At 40.8% G+C, this 20,238-nt stretch carries 16 protein-coding genes; 7 read left to right on the forward strand and 9 right to left on the reverse strand.

The window, feature by feature from the left end; genetic code table 11:
• Window positions 1-25: 25 nt before the first annotated feature.
• Window positions 26-1,174, reverse strand: a complete 1,149-nt coding sequence (locus OCU78_RS05895) for a conjugal transfer protein TraF (protein WP_137372621.1) — start codon at window positions 1,172-1,174, stop codon at window positions 26-28.
• Between the two features lie 275 nt (window positions 1,175-1,449).
• Here OCU78_RS05895 and tyrR point away from each other — a divergent pair, with 275 nt between their 5' ends.
• From tyrR to OCU78_RS05915, 4 genes are all read left to right on the forward strand, one after another.
• A complete protein-coding gene (tyrR, locus tag OCU78_RS05900) occupies window positions 1,450-2,997 on the forward strand; it encodes a transcriptional regulator TyrR (protein WP_137372622.1) in 1,548 nt (515 codons plus the stop codon).
• Window positions 2,997-3,584 (forward strand): ribosomal protein S5-alanine N-acetyltransferase, encoded by a 588-nt coding sequence (gene rimJ / locus OCU78_RS05905; RefSeq protein WP_137372803.1) that lies wholly within the window; start codon window positions 2,997-2,999, stop codon window positions 3,582-3,584. The genes tyrR and rimJ overlap by 1 nt, the downstream gene beginning before the upstream one ends.
• A gap of 104 nt (window positions 3,585-3,688) precedes the next feature.
• Window positions 3,689-4,162 carry a DUF2947 domain-containing protein gene (locus OCU78_RS05910; RefSeq protein WP_137372623.1) on the forward strand — a complete coding sequence of 158 codons (474 nt, stop codon included), beginning with the start codon at window positions 3,689-3,691 and terminating at the stop codon, window positions 4,160-4,162.
• Between the two features lie 340 nt (window positions 4,163-4,502).
• Window positions 4,503-4,718 carry a hypothetical protein gene (locus tag OCU78_RS05915; protein WP_137372624.1) on the forward strand — a complete coding sequence of 72 codons (216 nt, stop codon included), beginning with the start codon at window positions 4,503-4,505 and terminating at the stop codon, window positions 4,716-4,718.
• Between the two features lie 162 nt (window positions 4,719-4,880).
• On the opposite strand, the gene OCU78_RS05920 is transcribed toward OCU78_RS05915, so the two are convergent.
• From OCU78_RS05920 to OCU78_RS05930, 3 genes are all read right to left on the reverse strand, one after another.
• On the reverse strand, window positions 4,881-7,706 hold the full coding sequence (locus OCU78_RS05920) for an Hsp70 family protein (RefSeq protein ID WP_137372625.1): 2,826 nt from the start codon (window positions 7,704-7,706) through the stop codon (window positions 4,881-4,883).
• Window positions 7,707-7,773: 67 nt separating this feature from the next.
• Window positions 7,774-9,741: an Hsp70 family protein gene (locus OCU78_RS05925; RefSeq protein ID WP_137372626.1), complete on the reverse strand. Its 1,968-nt coding sequence runs from the start codon at window positions 9,739-9,741 to the stop codon at window positions 7,774-7,776.
• Window positions 9,741-10,373: a DUF2760 domain-containing protein gene (locus tag OCU78_RS05930; RefSeq protein ID WP_137372627.1), complete on the reverse strand. Its 633-nt coding sequence runs from the start codon at window positions 10,371-10,373 to the stop codon at window positions 9,741-9,743. Before OCU78_RS05930 ends, OCU78_RS05925 begins: the two co-directional genes overlap by 1 nt.
• 364 nt (window positions 10,374-10,737) lie before the next feature.
• On the opposite strand from OCU78_RS05930, the gene OCU78_RS05935 reads away from it, so the two are divergent.
• Window positions 10,738-12,276, forward strand: a complete 1,539-nt coding sequence (locus OCU78_RS05935) for a sensor domain-containing diguanylate cyclase (protein WP_137372628.1) — start codon at window positions 10,738-10,740, stop codon at window positions 12,274-12,276.
• An 87-nt stretch (window positions 12,277-12,363) separates the two neighbouring features.
• Window positions 12,364-12,894 (forward strand): 3'-5' exonuclease, encoded by a 531-nt coding sequence (locus tag OCU78_RS05940; RefSeq protein WP_137372629.1) that lies wholly within the window; start codon window positions 12,364-12,366, stop codon window positions 12,892-12,894.
• 160 nt (window positions 12,895-13,054) lie between these two features.
• On the opposite strand, the gene OCU78_RS05945 is transcribed toward OCU78_RS05940, so the two are convergent.
• The 5 genes from OCU78_RS05945 to OCU78_RS05965 all read right to left on the reverse strand — a co-directional run bounded on the left by OCU78_RS05945 (window position 13,055) and on the right by OCU78_RS05965 (window position 18,567).
• Window positions 13,055-14,740, reverse strand: coding sequence for an LruC domain-containing protein (locus tag OCU78_RS05945; protein WP_137372630.1), 1,686 nt, complete (start codon window positions 14,738-14,740; stop codon window positions 13,055-13,057).
• 12 nt (window positions 14,741-14,752) lie between these two features.
• Window positions 14,753-15,229 (reverse strand): hypothetical protein, encoded by a 477-nt coding sequence (locus OCU78_RS05950; protein ID WP_137372631.1) that lies wholly within the window; start codon window positions 15,227-15,229, stop codon window positions 14,753-14,755.
• Window positions 15,230-15,470: 241 nt separating this feature from the next.
• Window positions 15,471-15,920, reverse strand: a complete 450-nt coding sequence (locus OCU78_RS05955) for a tellurite resistance TerB family protein (protein ID WP_137372632.1) — start codon at window positions 15,918-15,920, stop codon at window positions 15,471-15,473.
• 150 nt (window positions 15,921-16,070) lie between these two features.
• Window positions 16,071-18,005 (reverse strand): alkaline phosphatase D family protein, encoded by a 1,935-nt coding sequence (locus tag OCU78_RS05960; protein ID WP_137372633.1) that lies wholly within the window; start codon window positions 18,003-18,005, stop codon window positions 16,071-16,073.
• 127 nt (window positions 18,006-18,132) lie between these two features.
• Window positions 18,133-18,567 (reverse strand): VC1380 family protein, encoded by a 435-nt coding sequence (locus tag OCU78_RS05965; protein WP_137372634.1) that lies wholly within the window; start codon window positions 18,565-18,567, stop codon window positions 18,133-18,135.
• Between the two features lie 57 nt (window positions 18,568-18,624).
• Here OCU78_RS05965 and OCU78_RS05970 point away from each other — a divergent pair, with 57 nt between their 5' ends.
• Complete coding sequence (locus tag OCU78_RS05970) at window positions 18,625-19,923, forward strand: MipA/OmpV family protein (RefSeq protein ID WP_137372635.1); 1,299 nt, start codon at window positions 18,625-18,627, stop codon at window positions 19,921-19,923.
• Window positions 19,924-20,238: the final 315 nt, after the last annotated feature.

Consider the following 20,238-nt stretch of genomic DNA (forward strand, 5'->3'; position numbering starts at 1 on the left):
TTGTATGCAGCTGACTTAGCCTACATTAAAAATGCATGATGAGTTGAGCAGATACACCGTAGTTATTGTCTGCACCGGCTTGTGCCGCTAAGTCGAAGCCAAAAATACCAAATGGTTTGAAACCTAAGCCTGCTGTGGCTAGGTCATCTGCATAGTCCGTTAAACTGTGCATATAGCCTAAACGAAGTTGAGCCCAGCTAAACGCATCCAATTCAGCCCCCACCTTCGCATACTGAGTTTTGTAGCCGTATTCTTTAAAGTGTTCTACTGCATTTAAATCTATGTCTGCTGTTAGGGTGTACCACGATTTATCATATGAGATGCCCAACACAAATTCTGGTTGAACAAGTACCGTTGCCTTTTGTCCGAAATGCGTTTTGGTTTTCAGTTCTTGCGATAGGATATTCTTAGCCGATAAACCGATGATTGCATGGTCTCCCCACTCATAAGCTGCGCCTAAGTCTATGTTGAATGTAGACTTCTCTACGTAATCCTCTTCAACATCAAAGTCGTCATCAAACTCATCCAGTGTTTCAACGTAGTTTAGACCGTAGATACGTTGGTATTTAGGTGAAATACCAAACATAAAGTCGTGCTCTTGAATGGTGAACGTATCAGCGAAGGTAAAACCCACGTCAACAATCGCGACTCCGACCGCCTGACCACTTGAAAGCAACTCTGAATCAGTAGGGTCATCATTGTGTAAGTCATCATCATGCACATTAAATCGAGCAATGGTGGCTATTTGAGACTTAATGAAGAAGTTGGTACTTACATGTCTATTTGGAATGGCGAATACAGTGCCTAAATTGGCTTCTACATTTACATTGCCATTATCCAGTTGCTTTAATGCTTTACGCCATTCATCTAATAACTCGTCATTGTCAGGGTCAAATTGTAATTGGTCATCAATATCTTGGAAGTGATCCAATTTGTCTATCATGTCATCTCGGTCATGAACTCTTGCCCCTATCACGGGAAGAATTAACCCGAAGTTATCCCCTTCTTTATAACGAGCCGCTAAAGCGGGATTATGAAAACTCGATGTAAGATAAGAGGCTGACGCCGCCCCAGTGCTGCCCATGCCAACACTTCTGGTATCGAAAGAAGTCATTGCAAAACTAGACGCTGAAAAGGTACTGATTAGCGTGAGGAATAGTTTAGAGTATTTCATATTTAAGCCGGGTGAGGTTTATACGGAATAATATAGGCTATGGGTGATTTGCTTTAAGTTCCACATAATAACCTTGTTTTAAGTAAGTGATTGTTGCGAAATGTTACAGTTAGAAACCTTGATTGACGAGAGTAATGATAGATAAGCTTCTTAACTTGTTGATATTTAAAAGCTGAATAGATATAGACCGCTCTATGATGACTCTTCTCTTGACTGGTACCATTGCTTAATTCAAACTAGTGTCAACTTTTCCTGACACCTTAATAGGACACATCTTGCGTCTTGAAGTATTGTGTGAAGATCGGCTTGGCTTAACGCGTGAGCTGCTCGATATTTTAGCCTCTAAAAGCATTGATTTACGTGGTATAGAAATTGATATTAAAGGCATCATTTATTTAAATTGTCCTGATATTGATTTTGATACCTTCAGTGAGTTGATGGCGGAAATTCGCCGCATTTCAGGTGTCAATGATGTCCGAAAAATTCAGTTTATGCCGAGCGAAAGGCACAATACTGAACTACTTGCACTATTAGCAAACCTTCCTGACCCAGTGATAGCTATTGACCTGAAAGGGTCTGTAGATATGGCAAACCACGCAGCCCTTAATCTATTCAATAAATTAGAAGAAGAAATTATTGGTGAGCCAGTGATTTCGTTTTTACCTACTTTTAATTTTTCACGTTGGATTGAAGGAGATGTTAATCGTCATCGTGAAGATGTGGTGTTAGATGGCCTAGACTACTCTATTGAGATTATTCCGGTTTATCTAGGTGGGGATGTATCTGAGCCAGTACTAGCAAGTGCAGTTATGACGATTCGTTCAAGCCGCCAGCAAGATGCCAATGCCCATGATTCCTTACCTGAAAAAAATAACCTAGGTTTTGAGCACTTTGTTGGTATTTCAAACCGCCATAAAGCTCTTATTAGCCAAGCAAAGAAACTAGCAATGCTTGACCAGCCCCTATTAATTGAAGGTGATACTGGTACTGGCAAAGAAATGCTAGCAAAAGCGTGTCATAACCGTTCCAACCGTGCTTCTTTTCCTTTTTTGATTTTAAGCTGTGCTTCAATGCCTGATGACGTGGCTGAAACCGAATTATTTGGCCATGCACCTGGCTCGTTTAATCATGAGCAAGGGCATAAAGGTATATTTGAGCAGGCTAACGGCGGGACTGTATTCCTAGATGAGATTGGTGAAATGAGCCCTCATCTTCAAATCAAATTACTACGTTTTCTTCAAGATGGCACTTTCCGTCGTGTTGGGGAAGAAGAAGAAATGCATGTTGATGTGCGTATCATAGCTTCAACTCGTCATAAGCTAGGAGAACTGGCTGACTCTGGTTCTTTCCGTGAAGATCTCTTCTATAGATTGAATGTTTTGACTCTATCGATTCCAGCTTTAAAAGAAAGATCAAATGATGTTGGACCGTTACTAGAATTATTTACTGCCAAATATGCGCACCAGTTAGGTATGTTAAAACCAGAGCTAACGGAAGAGTTAGTCGTTCAATTAGGTAACTATCAATGGCCAGGTAATATTAGGCAGCTTGATAACATGGTACTAAGGGCACTGACAGAGCTTGATGGCGATACACTTTCTATTGAACAGTTCCATTTACCTAAGCTTGAAGCCGTTGCTTCAGGGATGGCGAGCATGAATATTGACGGCTCACTAGATGAAATTATGAAAGACTATGAATCTCAGATATTAGAGAAACTTTATCAGTCTTTCCCATCAAGTCGTAAACTCGCAAAGCGCTTAAATGTTTCTCATACTTCTATTGCAAATAAATTGCGTGATTATGGAATTCGTAAAAATTGATTGAAGATACCAGTACTAAAGAAAAAGTATTTAAACGGGATGGCGATTTAATATTACGCACTGCTGCACCTGGTGATGCTGAAATGATCAGCCAATACTTTATTACGAATCGTCAATATCTAAAGCCCTGGGAGCCTGCTAGAGAAGAACTTTTCTTTAGCGTCGAAGGGTGGAGCCAAAGGTTAATTAAATTGCATGAGTTACATAAAATGGGCTTGGGATATTATTGCGTTCTAAACAATGCTGAAACTAATGAAATGTTAGGAACGGTGTCTTTCAGTAACCTCTCCCGCTTTCCTTTTCATGCCTGTAATGTTGGTTATTCTTTGGCTGAAAGTGCACAAGGGCATGGCTATATGCGAAGAGGCTTAACCTTAGCCAAAGACTACATGTTTGATGTTCAGAATGTTCATCGATTGATGGCTGGTTATATGCCACGTAATAAACGCAGTGAAAATGTTTTAAACCACCTTGGCTTTGAACGCGAAGGTTATGCTAAAGATTATTTGCAGATAAATGGTAAATGGGAAGACCATATACTTACTGCCTTGGTTAATCCTAATTGGCAAGATACTCGAATAAGTTAAGGATTGGCTCACTAACCGATTCAGCTGATTTAATATGTAAATAAGAATTAAGAATATATAATATTAGAAGCATAGCGTTCTAATAATTTAGTTAAGGATATTTGATGTCATATACAACTTTGGATGAATACCAAAGAAAATGGATTTTCACTCACCAATCTATGCCTTTACCAGCTGAAGATTTAGAGAAGATCAAGCCAATGACTCAGGCTCGTGCTGCGCAGTTTTGGAAAGAGAACGTGAGCCCACAAAGCCCAGATTCAGAACGCCTAAGCACACAAGACTGGCCAAGCAAAGCTTCCAATTGGAAAGACGAAATCAAGTGGATGAGCTGTTGGGATTCCGATGAACCAGAGCTTCCAGAAGGTATTTTGGAACATATTGACTGGCAAGATGATGTAACGGTTTACTTCTGTTACGAGAAATACAATGTGCTAGAGACCAAATGGTCAGTATTTAAAAAGCATTGGAAGAACTTTTTGTTTTACGATGATGGACCTATCCTGCTTGGTCGACGTCGTACAGAAACGCTATGGTTTTCTACCAAAGGTACAGTTAAGTTAGGTAACAGAACCTAGCTTCAATACGTACTCAGACTCATAGACGTTATATATTAAAGCGGGCAGTAGCTCGCTTTTTTCTTTTATCAGTCCATATCGTGCTTCCTTCCATATCTCTTTGTCTTGCTTAACGTCTTAATTCACCTCCTTCTTCAGTATTAACTTTTGACCAGTTGTAAGCCTTCATCAATATTTAATATGCATCATGTATATCTAAGTAAGATCTATATGTGGATGATATTTAATCAATCATCATATTAAGTTAATAAGTGTAATATCTTGCAGAATCGTATTTTGTTTGTTGAATGTAATTAAATTTAGACTATATTTAAGGTACGACCCTGTGTGGAGGTGCCGTATGATTTGGGAAACTCTCGAACGTGTAAATAAACTTCGCAAGGCAGCGTTAGAAGATCCAGAGTTTTTGGACTCGGCTAGAGTTCATGAGGAATGGATTTTAAATCAAACCAACAATAAAGGAGGGAAAACCACAGAAAAACGTAAAGAAAAGAAATTATCTGATATATATGAGCACACTGATTTTTCAATTAACCCTAGCGGTTCCAAACATTAAGTTTAAGTAAATAATGAACACATTTGTAATTAACAAAAAATGCCACTATAAAATCTAAAGCTAAGATTTATAGTGGCATTTTCATTTATGTAACCATCATTAAAGCTAAAGCTAAAGCTAAAGCTAAAGCTAAAGCTAAAGCTAAAGCTTAAGGAAGGTTCTTTAATTATTAATGAGGCTTAACCCACTTGGTAAGGCATCACCAAATACTCTCTTAGATTCACTTTCCGAAAGCTCTTTCACTTCAGAAACGAGGCTAACCCAAGAATCAGGCACTTTACTCTGCTGTAATTTATTTAATACTTGCTCACGATAATCGTCTGAAATATCAAATAATCTATCACCGGTTTTGCGGCAGATCATAACAGCTGCAAACGCTATCATTGGTTCTTTTTGCCAGTTTTGTTCCAGTAGTTTTGGTAGCCATTGTTCAGCTTGTCCGCGAGGAATGACATTATGCTGGCTGCCATATAATGGAGTACGACAGGCTAGGCGACCGAGTGCCCACCAGTGCGCTTGACCAAATTGTGTTTGATTAAGTGCTTTGTTTAAAAACCAGGTGGATAGCAGAGACTTATCTTCTACGTCTAGGTGTTCAAGAGATGCAGCTAATCGAACCATAGATTCATAGCCTTTGTCTTGAGCTTCCTGTACAGATTTAGGGTTCTTTGCAGCCCCAGGATGAAGATACTTTGCTATGTCAGCTAGGATAGTTTCTTGCTGATCTTGAGATAGACCGCCTGAAATCCTTCTCCAGAAAACCCACCAATCTGTCCAACCTTGGTGGTTTTGGAATTGAATAGTTTGCTGATATAGACCCCAGATCTGCTCGATACGCCAAGAATCTGTTGGATCACCAAAACCAGGTCTCATTGAGAAACCAGCTAGGCGCAGCCAATTTTTTTCATGTGCTTCAGAGCGGCGGCGACGTTTACGTCCAAGAGAGAAGCTATCAAACAGCTGGCGCAAGGTAGAGAAGTCCCACTCGTCTTTTTTGCCTAAACGTTTTTCAAGTTCTTTCGAAATAGTTTTAATCTCTTTTGTATCTGCGCTTTTTTTATTTCCGCTGTATAGCCTAGAGATCAGCTCTTTACATTCAGCAAGGCGAGGGTGAAGTTGCTCTTCTTCTGAGTCATCACTTTGCTTATTACGTACTTCAAATTCAAGTAACCAACGTTTACTCTCGTCTTCAACACTGACGCATTCCATTTTCAATGTACCGACTTCTGTGAGCTGGCAAGCCAGTTGAACTTCAACACGTTCTTTTTGGTTTGCTTGTAGTGCAATAGAATCAGTGCTGTCTAGTGTTGAAATATACGGAGGAAGAGGAGAAAAAAGATCAGCGTTTACATTGACCATCACACCGTTTTGAATTGCAGTGTTATGGGCGATTTGATCATGCGTGGAGGTAAGTAAGTTAAAACGAACTGGCTCACCCAGCGTTAGGGAGAAACGTCGACCATTCAATCGAATTTCTTGACCTTCTTCTGTCCCTTTCGCTAATAAGCATAATGCCTTACCCATTTTATTCTTTTCTTGAAGATGTAAGAAATAAGAACGAGCAGCGCCTCCACCAATTTTCAGTTGAGCACCACGCCGGGCTTTACCAAAGGCAACCGCACCTAATGCAACAGACCAATCTGGGTGGGGGTTATCTAAAACAGTGATTGGTGAACCTTTCCAGTTCCCCAGTAATTGAGTGACACGCTGCGTTACAAGGTCACTATTAAATACGCCACCATTTAGCAGCACACCTACGGGTACGGCTGGTTGCGATGGATCGAAATTAATTTGGTCGGAATTTTCTAATGCTGCTTGTGATACTTGTTGATGCTGAGTTAAAAATTCAGCGACATGTTTACTCACCGCAGGATCAGCTACATAGGGCAAACCGAACTCAACAACGGCACTTCGGCGTTTGTCTGGAACGTCATTAAAATCTGACAATGGGAAGAAGCCATCTAACGCGATGTTGTGAACTTCTTGTTTGGTCAAGCCTATGCTTTTAGTACCACCAAGCAACTTGGAACCGCTGCCTAACATGGTGATCTTTACTTCTTCAGGTGCATTTGAGGACAGTAAGTTTTCTTTTGCTTTACGAGTTTGCTGGATTAATTTTGTCAGGCTTGCTGCATTAAGCTTTTTACCTTGGTTGAATCGTTGTTCAGCAAGGTGAGCTAAGGCTAAATCAAGGTTATCACCACCCAACATTAAGTGCTCACCAACCCCAATTCGATCTAATGCTAATTCATCTTTTTCAAATTTGGCTTCAATTAAGCTTAAATCGGTCGTACCACCACCTACATCACAAACCAGAATAAGCGGGAGCTGCTTTAACTCATCTGATGCTGTTTGTTGGTGTCTTGCATACCAGTCATAACAAACTGCCTGTGGTTCTTCGAGTAAAATGATTTTGCCTAAACCCGCCAGTTCAGCTGATTCAAGTGTCAGCTTACGTGCTGTTTCATCAAATGATGCAGGCACGGTGACGACAACATCTTGATTTTCAAGTTTATTGCTTGGATTACGGTAATTCCACGCTTGGCGGATATGGTTAAGGTAGCTAGCACTTGCGACTACTGGAGAAACCTTATCTACATCTTGAGCACCAGCCCAAGGTAGAATTTCTGAATTTCGGTCAACTGCCTGATGCGACAGCCAGCTTTTCGCACTGGATACTTGGCGACCTTCTACTTTAGCACCAAGCTCACGCGCCCATTCACCCACAATAACATTTGAAGTGTCACCTTCGACTAATGCTGTATCCCAAGGCAGGGTTAAGTCTGAGTCTGATATTTGGCTTTGTGCTGGGTGGTAACGAAAAGAGGGAAGCAGGGGTTTACGAACGACTTCTCCAGGACCAATGAGTTGGTCTATATCGAATAATGAAACGGGAGAGTGTTGTAAGTCATCGGTGATTTCACAGTATGCGACAACAGTATTCGTTGTGCCTAAATCAATGCCGACGAGAAAACGAGGAGATGCCATTACTGAACCTCACAAGATATATGGATTAAAAAACGGCACCAATAAGGTGCCGTTAAATATATGTGTATTAGTGTTGGTGATGGTGAGATTGAGTACTGTCTTGCTGAACATTTTCAGAGTCAGAACTTGTCTCTTCACGGACATCAAATTCAACGTGCCATTTTTGACCGTTATCAGTTGCGATAGCTTCTAAGTATAAAGTGCCGAGCTCAGTCACACGTGATGCCAAAGTTACAGGAACCACTTCACCTTCACGGCGACCTTCAGAAACAGGTAAAGTCACTTGAATCTCAGGTAGCTCATCTAAATCTTCTGGAGCCCAATGATCCAAATGTGTCCCAGCTTCATCTTCACGACGAGTCGTTGAACCAAAGAATTGGAAGTGAACCGGTTGACCGATAACTAGACCAAACTCTTGGCTAGGTACTTGAACACTTGAGCCTTCTTCCATTCCGAAAGGCGCTACACAAAGCGCTTCCATTGGTGGAGCCATTCCTGGAATTGCAGGCATCGCACTTTCAATACCCACGTAGTAGCTTGAGGCAATACCACCGCGGATGCGAACGCCTTGACCACGGCGAACAGAGCCATAGTATGAAGCACCACATGCTACGGCTAAGTCTAAATCTAGACCTGATAATTGCTTAGCAGATTCAGCTTCTGCTGAAATTAGCCATGCATTGATGGTCGAAGATAAACGCTCAGAAAGTAATGGAGACTTAAGCACACCACCATTGAATAAAATAGCGCTTGGCTTGATGAAATCAGCAGTTGGTGCATCTGCTCCTGGCATGCCTGGCATATTGGCAAACGGGTTGAAGTCTTGTTGTTGCTCAGACGCGCCGCCCAATGCATTTGCTTGCTTTGAAAGGAAAGCTGCGATGTGACGAGTGATACCCGCATCTTGCGCGTAAGGTAGACCCATCTGAGTAAGTGCGCCACGAGCTTTTTGTACAGGGTGCTCTGTAACAGCAATTTGTGGGAAGAAACCATCAACCAATGTTTGCTGAACTTCTTGCTGAGTTAGCTCTGTTTTTAGTGTTGCGCCAAGTAGTTTGGAGCCACGGCTAGGCACAACAATGGGTACAGCTTGCAGTTCTGCATCGTTCAATAGTGCTTCTTTTGCATCACGGCAAGCATGAGTCATTGCTTGAACTTGCCAAGGGGCTAACTCTTTACTATCTTGAGCGAGTTTCATCTTTAGGCGGTAAGCAAGAGCAAGGTCCATGTTGTCACCGCCAAGTAGGATGTGTTCACCTACTGCAATACGGCTTAAAGTCAGGTTACCTTCGTCTTCTTTTACTTCAACTAAAGAAAGGTCAGTTGTACCACCACCAATATCGACAACGAGTACTACATCACCGACATTTACTTCATCGCGCCAAGTGTCATTGCTGTTGTCGATCCAGCTATAAAGTGCGGCTTGTGGTTCTTCTAGTAGTGTTAAGTGTTCAAAACCAACATTACGAGCGGCTTCGGCTGTTAAATCACGAGCAGCAGGGTCAAATGAAGCTGGAACAGTAATAGTGACATCTTGATCAGCAAGTTTGTGTTCAGGATGGGTATGATTCCAAGCATCTTTTAGATGTTCAAGGTATAGCTCAGTCGTTTTTAGAGGCGATACTTTTTCGACTTCTTCAGGGCTGCCCGCCGGTAGGAATGCATCACGGCGGTTTACACCGGAATGACATAACCAAGACTTAGCACTCGCGATCAAACGAATCGGTGTCTTTGAACCAAGGTTACGAGCGATAGCGCCAACAAGTGCTTTTGGCTCAGAAGACCAAGGTAAAACACGTGAATTACTGTTCATTTCATGTTCGTGAGGTTGATACAAGAATGAACCGAGTTGGCTGCGTGTTTCAACCGTACCTGGAGCCGTAAGCTGCGGGATTGGCATAACTTCAACACGTGCATCTTCATCTGTTGTATCTAGAAATGACAGTACGCAGTGAGTCGTACCTAAGTCAATTCCCACACTGAATTTTGGTCCAGTGTTCAGCTCATCGGCATTAAGTGTATTGTTCTGATCCATTAAAGTTCAACCTCTGCTGGAGCAATAACTGAAGCGTCGTAGTTTTCAGCTAGCTTAGGTAAGTTCATGCCAGTCGCTTTCCAACCTTTGTGAACTAGAGTGCCACTAAATGGGGCATTACCCGTTACATTACCAGTTAAGCGTACTTCTTGAGGATTGAAGCCTTCAGCAATAGTGATTCGTGTTTCTTCATCTTCAGAGCGGATATGAGCTAACGTTACGTAATCGCCCAATACCTTTTTACCGCCAGTATGAATAACGCGAGCTGCAGCGCCCACTTCTTCATCAGAGAATGAGGTTAAGTCTTCTTGAAGGAAATCAATTAGGCGAGCTTCTTGCTGCATGATTGACAATAACTGCATTGCAGAGTCGGTTGATGCAGTTGCAAGTTTAGATTCAACTTCGACAACTTTTTCGATGACCTTTTCAACTTCAACGACTTTCTCAACTTCTACAATTTTTTCTACTGGCTTCTCAACTTCAACGATTTTTTCAACAGGTTTTTCGACAACTTTTTCGATAACTTTCGACTTACGTGAAACAGCAATCAAAAGTAGCAAAACGCTTGAAGAAGCAAGACCTGCATGCAGCATGTCAAACGTTTGTGGAATTAGGTTTAAATCAAAGTTCATTGTGATGTCTCTATAGATTGATTTAACGGTATATTCATTTCATCAGATACAAATCATAGATTGAAAGGATATACAGATTGGAAAGAATGAACTGATACATGCGGCATCAGGTTTCTTTCAAGCTTTAAATATGGGGTAGATACTAGCATATTCAAGGCTTAAGGGCTTATTTTCTAGTTTTTTTCGACTTCAAATTAGGTCTGTTTGCTTTATTTTTAATCAATGATTTGATGCTTTTTATGTCATATTTTAGGTGAATTACTCAGAATGCCTACTTAGTACACATTTGAAGCTAATGATTGTTCGTGAATGGAGTTTGCCGTGTGTATAATTTAATTATCAAAAGATTTTATTTGGAATGCTAATGCCTAACAGTGCAGACCCTATTACAGGGCTGAAGAAACGAACACTTCCTTTGCTGACTTTCGCTGCTTCTATCGCTGTTACTGTGTTATGCCTTGTTTTCATTGCGATAAACCAAAAAGAATCCATGTTATCTAATATGGACAATATCGCTGAGCGTCAAGTTCAAAGCTTACGAATGTTCATCAAAAATGATGTGGCATATATTGGTTCTGGTGCTAATTTCTTCTCGTCAACTGAAAGGCAGTATTGGGATAAGTTCAATACATTTGCCAAACGAACCATTCAGGGTTCAAAAAGTTTGATTGGCTTACAGTGGATGGAAAAAGTATCGAGTGACCAAATTGAAGCTCATACCCAAAGGCTAAAATCATTACACCCTTCTTATCAATTATTCACCGTTCCTAAAGATGGTCCCAAAACTCTAGGGTATATAATGGGTGACCAGCCCGTATTCATTGCTTCAGATATACACCCACGTACACCTGAAAACATTAATTTGTTAGGCTTTTACTCTTCACGCGAACGCTTCCAACTTATTATCGACAACATCCTTGAAACGCGAGAAGCAAATCTCTCTGATAAAGTTCGTTTGCTACAAGATGGTCTAGATAAACACTTAGAAAAAACTGGAATGTTGGTTTATCACCCAGTTTTTGACTCCGATGACAAGGAGTTACTTGGCGTCGTTATTGGTGTGGTTCGTACCACTTACTATTTTGAGAATTTGCTTGCTTCGACGTTAGTCGATCTTGATATTTTCATTCGTGTGACTGACTTGGGTTTTGATGCCGAAGACGATCCTACTTTATTTGAAACAGAAGGTTTTGCAGAAGTCTCTGGGCACCAAATTAGTAAGGTGATTAGCTTACCTAACCGTGATTGGGTTGTTGAATTTAGGATTGGGTCGCTGATCTCTAATGGTGGCTACTTGGTTTTAGTTGGCATGGCATCCGTTGGGGTGATGATTTCATTTTTACTTGCTTATATTGTGAATTTGCAAGTTCGTGAAAAAGAGCGCTTATCAGATATGCTAGACAAGAAAACGGAAGAGCTTCGCTTTCTTGTTGAGCACGATAGTTTGACTGAGCTTTTAAATCGAAGAGCTTTTAATACCAAACTTAAGGGGTGGTTAAAATCAAAGCCTAGATTTAGTCTAGTGGGTTTTGATATTGATAAATTCAAAGGCATCAATGATCAATTTGGTCATCCAGCAGGGGATGCACTGCTTAAGCATGTAAGCCAAATCATCGGTAATCAATTGTACTCGTCTGATTACCTATTCCGATTGGGTGGTGATGAGTTTTGCATTCTTACTGAAGTTTATGAATATGATGACTTACACGATTACCTTAATGAAATCCTAGAGCTTGTAAGTAGTACACCGATAGATTATCGAGGTGAAAGCTTACACTGCACTTTGAGTGTAGGTGCGGGTATTTATGATGGTGAAACTGCTGAGCAATTATTGCAGAAAGCCGATAGCCATTTATATAAAAGTAAGATGAATGGTCGAAATCAAGTCACAATTGCAGGCTAATTGAACACTTGGCAGCGATAGGGTCGAGTTATTGAGTCGTGTCAGGTACAATTTGTTCAAATTTCAAAAGAGATAATTAGGCAACGTATGAATCACAATCGAGTGGTATGTTTCGATTTGGAAATGTGCTGTTGGAGCGAAAATGGCGTAGGTACGACAGGCGAAATCATAGAAGTGGGTTTGGCTGAAATCGATCTTTCGTCAGGAAAAATCGTGAAACGAGCACAATACTACGTAAAGCCTGAGAAAGATGAAGTCTCTTTATTTTGTGCCGAACTGACAGGTATTACTCCTCGTAAAATTGAGAAGCAAGGTCGCCCACTAGAATCCGTGATTCAATCTATGTTGAAAAACTTTGGTGGACCTAAAAAGATCTATGCAGCGTGGGGAAGGGACGACCTTATCTTACATAACGAATGTAAAGAGAAAGGCATTGAACCTCTTTTTTCTGAGTTTATAAATTTAGCGACGTTGTATCGTATTCAGAATCGTCTTAAAGAAAAGCGCATTGGCCACCGTGCAGCTCAAGAAGCTCAAGACATTGAGTGGGAAGGTAGACAACATTCAGGTTATGTTGATGCGTACAATTTAGCAAAGTTGGCACTGACTATGTTGTGATATTAAAGCTTTGCTTTGCTCAGTTTGGTTGTTGCAAAATAAAAGGTCGCTTAAATGCGACCTTTTTAGTTTTCGACTTGCTTGGGTTATGGCGTATTGATCGGTTTTTACAATCGTCACACCATTTATCGTACTTTTGGTATTACAAGCCGTAATCTGTTTACCATACTTTAGCGTTTACTGGTGATAGGAACCAACTGGCATTGTTGGCTCCGCCAGACTCAGCCCAATCTACAATGTTAGGGTAAGCTTGACAGGTATCTGTTCTTTCATATGGATGTGACCATTGAGTTGGGATATCCAAAGCCCAAGGCAAGCCGCTCACTGTTTGGTAATATTCATTGTTATCGACACTCGAGTCATCAGCGCCTACTCCAAAGATGTTCGTGTTTGCTAAGTCGGTATTCGGGTAGTTCATTAAATGAATTTCTTTATTTCGAGAGTCTGATTTATAAATGAATGGATTTAGTGCAGTTCCACTTAAGCTTGGCATTGAACCATCAATTATAAGAGAGAGACTGTAGTCAACGGCATCTCGTACATCACCAGATTCAGTATTGTAGAAATTTGAGTTTCCATTACTTGGTAGCATGTCAGAAATACTTTCAATCGCGACAATGACTAACTCACCACTGTGACCACTTTCTGGGGCAATTGCTTCAGTTGAGCCGTTATATGTTTTAGTTAACGAACTGACATTTGAAACTTCAATACCTGAAAGAGACAGAGCGAAACTGTTGTCTTGACTAGCGCCACGAGCGACAGCTTGTCCATAATAATCAAAGCGGGTTATTTGGTTGCTCGCATTTGTATATACGCCGTATGCATAACGTGTAATGAAGTCGTTTAGGTCATAATCTCCTTCATATGGCCACATATCTTCGAATGCAAGTGTGTACCAGCCTGAAGTTGGCGTTCTGCTGTAGAAGGCAATGGTAGGATCATTGGGTGCATAATCATCACTGTCGGCGATCCCATCACCATCACTATCTCCAATTTCTGGCCAAGTAATTTCTGCAATATCACTAATTAGACCATTTGAATCAATTGCTGTGACTTGAACCTTCCAAAATTCACCAGCGACAGTTTCGCTTGAGTCAAGAGTCGCCCCTGTGTTGTTACTCTTTCCTACAAACTCATCATCTACATAGAACCCTTGGCCTACATCGACGAACCAGCGGTAGCTATAAGTCACTGAATCACCATCTGAATCAGCAGGGGTAGGACCGGTTACTGTTACGACTAAATTATCGTCAGAACCTAAACCTGTGCTGCGGATTAGCGTAGGTAAATTGGGTGCTGCGTTGTTTATTTGTGTGTAAGTTACACTGATTAAACTGTAATCAAGAGTTGTTAACCAGCCGTCATTATTTACATCGATATCAAGGTCAACGTTGACTAGATTATCACTCAGCGTTGAGGTAGGCAGGTCAAAAACGGTGGTAGACCAGTTACCATTTGTTCCTTGTAAAAAGCCTGGGGTTAAAGCGGTTCCATCCACGGTTACGCTATCGTATTCACCATTCTCTCCATGGTGCGCTTCTGAATCTACATCATATGCATAGATTGTCAGTGTAGCTTCTGTAATTTGAGAGCCTTCTGGAACACTAATATTATGCTGCCAAGAGTAATCTTGATTAGCATTACTGTATATATCAAAACCATACCCTGATGGTGCAACATAATGTGGGCTGGTACTGCTGCTGTTGATTTTCTGCGTAACCGTTATAGACCCGTCGCTGTTGGTTGTTGAAGTGTTTTCAGATGCTGCAGATAGCGCATAATGTGGAAAATTACTGGCAACAAATGAACTCATGACTAATATCGATTTCTTTAAATTATTCATAGCGTCTCTTCCTTAATCCGCATCTAACATAATGTCACAAGCAACACTTAAACTTGCTTCCAACTCGTTTAAGCTAAATTGGGATTCGCAATTTTGCTTTCTAACGCTTGCAACAATTTTTATGCTGTCCCAATGAGCTGGAATGCTGAACTCATTATTTAACACGCCCTCTTTATTCGTGATGCCGGAATAAAAGGGAGTCGCATCGATACCGTCAGAGGTGATGCTATAAAACTTGACTATGTGGGCTCCTCGAATTGGGGATGCATTGCCATTTTTCTGTGAGTAGCTACTTACGATGTTCACAGCTAAATTATGACTGTTAACGCCTCGCCACTCAAAGTTGTTGGGTACTGAAATTTCATTAAATGATGTTTCTGAAACTGTGGCTACTGAGCCGCCGGAGCTTGAACCACCACTGTCACCACCACAACCAATGAGCGAAGTAGCGATAACTGACGTTAGAAATAAGGGAGTGAGTGTTTTCATCTTAATCGTCCTTAATTATCTGGGATGCTTAAGATTTAGCAATCAACGTGCCAGTTTTAAGGTGTTGATTTTAAAGTGTTTATTTTAATTTCTTATAATGGGGAGATCAGTTTTAGGGTTGTTCTCAATAAGAGAATCGATTTGAAAGTAGATTAGTTACACGTATTGAATGTAACTAATCTGGATGAAGAGACGATAAAGGGGCTGTGTTCTTAGTGGTTATGGTTTATTACAAACAAGTTTAAAGTAAGTTTTGAGAGGAAAGCTTCGCTCTTATGAATTCACTATGATCAACGTACAAAAGCTCAGCTGTTTTTCTAATTACGGCGTCTTCTAACGGATCTATTTCACCGTCTGCGTGCGCGACTTCCCACATTCCTTTGATTAAATCGAAGCGAACGGGCTGTGATAGTTCGCGTAGCTGTGATGTAAAATCATAAAGTGAAACCGATTGTTTGACTTGTTGTTCAGCTTCAATGAGTAATGTTTTAGAAGCTTCTTCAGAAAGCCCTAGCAGCCTTTCAAGTAAGTGTAGTTTTGCTTGCTGTTCTGCTGGGTTAATTGCATGGTCAGCGCCTGCGACTTCACACAATAGGCTTGCTATCGCTAAGTTAGGGGAAGATACAGGGTTCTTAGCAAGATCTTGCCCATCGATTAATTGTTTAAAAAGTGATGTGAGTGAATTAAACATGCAAAGCTCCAAATGTGTCGTCTTGATAATACTATTAGGGTGATTACTCACAATAACAAGCAAGTTGACACAACATTTACATTGCTCTTTATTGAATGCACTCATGAAGGTGATGTATTCATGAGTGCATGTACTCCGCATTAAAGAAATTTAGGGTGCGGGAAAGTGGGTGTTTTCACCCGTGCCGCTTAACGTTGAAATTTCAGTTGGCTTCCCTTCATCATCGAGTCTTAATTCACCAATGGCACTCCGGTTCGATAATCGATAGAAGCTTTGGTTATCTGGGCTACGTTTTTCAATTTTAAGACGTTTTCTTTTAGTGAAATAGTTCAATACCGAATGTGGGCTATACAAGAGGCGGTCGAAAATATCACAGAACTTTAGCAGTGGTGCAGGGAACTCATTCTTAATTCCACTACAAGTTATTTGATAAATATTAGGGCTGTTTTTTCTATATCTAAGCTTGATGTCGTAAGCAAAGGAATAGTGAACATCACCAGATAAAACGACAAAGTTAGTGGGCGTCTTAGTATGAGTAAAAATACTGATCAATGTGTTGGCACTGCCTGGGTGCGCCATCCAGTTCTCAGCATCAATGACTAAAGGTTGTCCTAGTGAAGTCATCATTTTTTGTAATGTTTCAATGAACTTGACCCCGAACATGGGCGCCGCAGAAACAATAATGACTTTGTCTAAACCCATCAACTGGTGCTGAAGCTCAATTAGTGCTTCCCAATCCATTAATCCAGACGGTTTATTCATACGTGATTCAGAGCGCCAACGACGAGTGCGAGTATCGAGTACGATGACCTTTGGAGACGTTTCAATGGTGTAGTGCCAATCCTCAAATCGATTCAATGACTGCAGTAATATCTGTTGATGGTTATGGTTGAGTTCTGCTGTATTGGTATTTATTGCAAAAGTGTTCGTTACTCTTTCTATGAATGCGCTATCAAATTTCTCTGGCGTATTTCCCCAACCTTGGCATAACCAATAAGCAGCCAGGCCATTTCCAATCACTTGACTGGCAAATGCATTTTGGTCTGCGGCATGTTCCCAGCCGACGGTTAAGTTCCAGTCATCTGTTACATCATGATCATCAAAAATCATATAAGTTGGAATATGAGCCAGTAAACGCTGAACTTGAGGTAGACCTTGTACAAAGTCGTCAATAGCGGCATTTTCTTCACGCCATTGCTGCTGCTCTTCGGGAGTTAATGTGTAGTGACCATGCCTGAAGTTTTGGTCTCTTAACTGCTCTTTATTGACCAAAGCCCACAGCGTTGGAGACCATACCAGTAAGTACATGGCAATAAATTCAGAAAGGGTCACTAAGTGATTTTCATTTTCCCTAGAGCTGAATATAGGGACTCGTCGCTGTGGAAAGAGTTTATCTAAAAACGAATCTGAACCTGTGTGATGTGGTAGAACCTTGTCGCGTTGGTAAAAATTAAAGTCACTCGTGTATAGTTCTTCCGCACTAGAAATTTGACTTTGTTGAGAGTCAGTTGGCAGCATTTCATTAGGGAGCCCCAATAAGGATATGACCTGTCCAATTGCATCCAGTGTAGGACCTGCAACGTGATCTGCATAAATTTGGTCACCACTCATCATGAGAATGTTAGGGCGTTCTAGTGGAGTTTGGCTTTGAACTTTACTATCAGCTGCGACTAAGCTGTCTTTACTTGAATGATGAGGGTTACGGCAAGAACCATGTAAGACATAATCGGCTTTAGTTGGGATAACAAAGTTAAGCCTTGATTGACCCTGGTAAAGTAAATGGGGAGCGAGGTCAGTAATGTCACCTTGATCCGTTTTAATTTTATACTCAATAGGAGTATCAGTAGGAAACTCACCTTGAATTGAAGCCAGTGTTACCCATGCATGTATACCTACTCGAATGGATTCGGCTTGGGCTGCATCATAATGAAAAAAAGCTTCACGTTCACTAGGGTGGAAAAATAACACTTCCCCCTTAATTGGTTGGCTGGTCACAAGCCATAAAGCAACTTCATTGACGGTTGTTTTTCGTAAAATAGGACCGGCAATTAATAAGGGCAATTGTGAGGTTTTTGAAAGCTTCAATCTGAGTCCTACATTATCTAAATGGAAACGGTGATTCGCGCAGTAGTTAAGGTGGCATTGCTAGCGAGAGCGAGAAGTGGTGAGCTGAACAATGCGACCAATTGGCAGTAGTAACGTGAGAAGGCGACTATTCGCTATCTGCGTTTGGGTCTTCCAGTATTTCGATGACTTCGGAGCTCGAAAGTTCATGCCCCATTAGAAATAATGCCAACATAGCGTCAGCTTTTGTTTTTGTGTCTGAGCTGTCATCTAATATTTGTTCGAACTTTTTACGAATCATTGTGATTTCATGTTCAACGAATCCACGTCCTTCTTCATCCCCTTGATTTTCTTCTGGGGCATTATCAAAACCTAAAAATAGCAGGTCACCATCCAGTTTAGTCTCTATCAAACGTTCAGGTAGCCACTCTTCTCCCATTACGATTTCGGGATCAGCGCCATTTGGTAAATTATTTATGATGTTTTGTAATTCTGAGACTTTCACATTACTTTCATTTATCAGAGAATATGCTTTATTGTAACGGTCAATTGCTAACGAATCTAAACCTAGTTCAGATAAAATGGTTAATAATTGTCAATTCAGTCACTTTATTTTCATACAAAGAGCTATCCCATAAGAATGAAGTACAAAATTTTATCACCTTTAATGACCACGGCAGCAGTATTGTCATCTGCTAATGTTTGGGCAACCCAAGAGCAAGAGTGGGGTATTGCGGCAATGTATCGTGTTGCAACTATCCCTTTTAATACAGCAGAAGGTGATCAAACCGTCAGTTCATTTGTTCCTATGTTGTTTTTCAAAAATGACTATGTGTACATCGATGGTACTGAAATGGGTGCATACATTTATCAAACTGAAGATGAGTTGTGGTCTTTAAACGCAATTTCTCGCATGCGATTTATTGATATACCAGCATCGGAACAAAATGCGATTGAAGGTGATACCGCTGACTTTGGTGCTCAACTTGCTTATCAGTTAGATGACACTTGGGAAATAGAAACCGAAGTGATGAGTGACGATGGATATCGTTTCCATGGTAATTTACGAGCAAAAGGTTACTACCAGTCTGGAGATTGGGAGCTTACGCCTAGTGCTACGTTACGATATAAAAGCTCGGACTTTAATAGCTATTACTTTGCATTAGAAGGCGACAATGTAGGCGCTGGTGCTGACTTGAATATCGGGTTAGATGCTCGTTATCATGTCGTTTCGAACCTGTATTTATTAGGCTCAACCAGCATTACTCGCTTAGACGACAATGCTTATGATTCCAGGATCATTAATGACCGTTACCAAAGTGAATTTTTCATTGGTTTCGGTTTCTTTAATGATAAAGAAAAGGCACCAAAACCACAGTTAAGCAACGCCCCTTATTTAAGAGTTGCTCATGGCTGGGCAACGCCATCTAATATTGGCGATATTCTGAAACTCAATACTGAGAAAGATGAATACAATAACCAGCTCACTTCATTTTTCTATGGTCACCCTTTAACCGATGAGTTATTTGGTGTGCCGATTGATATCTATTTAACACCAGGTATTGTCCACCACTGGAACTCAGATGTTCAGTCTAGTAGTACAGAATATGTGGTCGCGATAAAAGCGTTTTATACATTTGATTGGCCAACTCAGTGGAGATTTGGTTTAGCTGAAGGTATGTCTTATGTTGATTCTATCACTTACATTGAAGCGAAAGAGATGGAAGAAAAAGGCTACACCGCAAGTCACTTATTGAATTACCTCGATATCTCATTGGATGTCAATGTAGGGGATTTGATTAACGAAAAAGACTTAGACAATCTGTGGGTTGGGTATTCTATACACCATCGCTCGGCTATCTTTGAAAATGCCTCTCAATTTGGACGCATCAAAGGCGGCAGTAACTACAATACTATTTATGTTCAATATGAGTTTTAAGCCGTTCTAGTCATGAGTTACATGATGAGAAGTAAACAATAAGAACCAGAACATTTAAAAGTAACTATGCGAACGCCCTAAACCTTGAACATTAAGGTTTAGGGCGTTTTTATTTCACAGCAGTAATAGTTCATGGTAACCATTGTCTACTGCAATAGTCGTCCATGAAAGCCATAGCCCATAGAAGCAATAGCCAACGGTACCAATAGTTCGCGGACATAAAGGTGAGCCAATGTTGCGCTCTAAAGGTCGAGACGAGGTGAAATAAGTAAACCTATCACCCTAGCTTTTTTATTCTTCACTTATGGTACAATC

This window comes from Vibrio gallaecicus (genome assembly GCF_024347495.1).
Lineage (GTDB): Bacteria > Pseudomonadota > Gammaproteobacteria > Enterobacterales > Vibrionaceae > Vibrio > Vibrio gallaecicus.

Excerpts from the sequence above, each read along its gene's own strand:
- OCU78_RS05915 (WP_137372624.1), top strand. The coding sequence starts at position 4,503 with ATGATTTGGGAAACTCTCGAACGTGTAAATAAACTTCGCAAGGCAGCG.
- OCU78_RS05955 (WP_137372632.1), bottom strand. The coding sequence starts at position 15,920 with ATGTTTAATTCACTCACATCACTTTTTAAACAATTAATCGATGGGCAA.
- OCU78_RS05895 (WP_137372621.1), bottom strand. The coding sequence starts at position 1,174 with ATGAAATACTCTAAACTATTCCTCACGCTAATCAGTACCTTTTCAGCG.
- OCU78_RS05930 (WP_137372627.1), bottom strand. The coding sequence starts at position 10,373 with ATGAACTTTGATTTAAACCTAATTCCACAAACGTTTGACATGCTGCAT.
- OCU78_RS05925 (WP_137372626.1), bottom strand. The coding sequence starts at position 9,741 with ATGGATCAGAACAATACACTTAATGCCGATGAGCTGAACACTGGACCA.
- OCU78_RS05940 (WP_137372629.1), top strand. The coding sequence starts at position 12,364 with ATGAATCACAATCGAGTGGTATGTTTCGATTTGGAAATGTGCTGTTGG.
- OCU78_RS05910 (WP_137372623.1), top strand. The coding sequence starts at position 3,689 with ATGTCATATACAACTTTGGATGAATACCAAAGAAAATGGATTTTCACT.
- OCU78_RS05935 (WP_137372628.1), top strand. The coding sequence starts at position 10,738 with ATGCCTAACAGTGCAGACCCTATTACAGGGCTGAAGAAACGAACACTT.
- OCU78_RS05945 (WP_137372630.1), bottom strand. The coding sequence starts at position 14,740 with ATGAATAATTTAAAGAAATCGATATTAGTCATGAGTTCATTTGTTGCC.
- OCU78_RS05970 (WP_137372635.1), top strand. The coding sequence starts at position 18,625 with ATGAAGTACAAAATTTTATCACCTTTAATGACCACGGCAGCAGTATTG.
- OCU78_RS05950 (WP_137372631.1), bottom strand. The coding sequence starts at position 15,229 with ATGAAAACACTCACTCCCTTATTTCTAACGTCAGTTATCGCTACTTCG.
- OCU78_RS05920 (WP_137372625.1), bottom strand. The coding sequence starts at position 7,706 with ATGGCATCTCCTCGTTTTCTCGTCGGCATTGATTTAGGCACAACGAAT.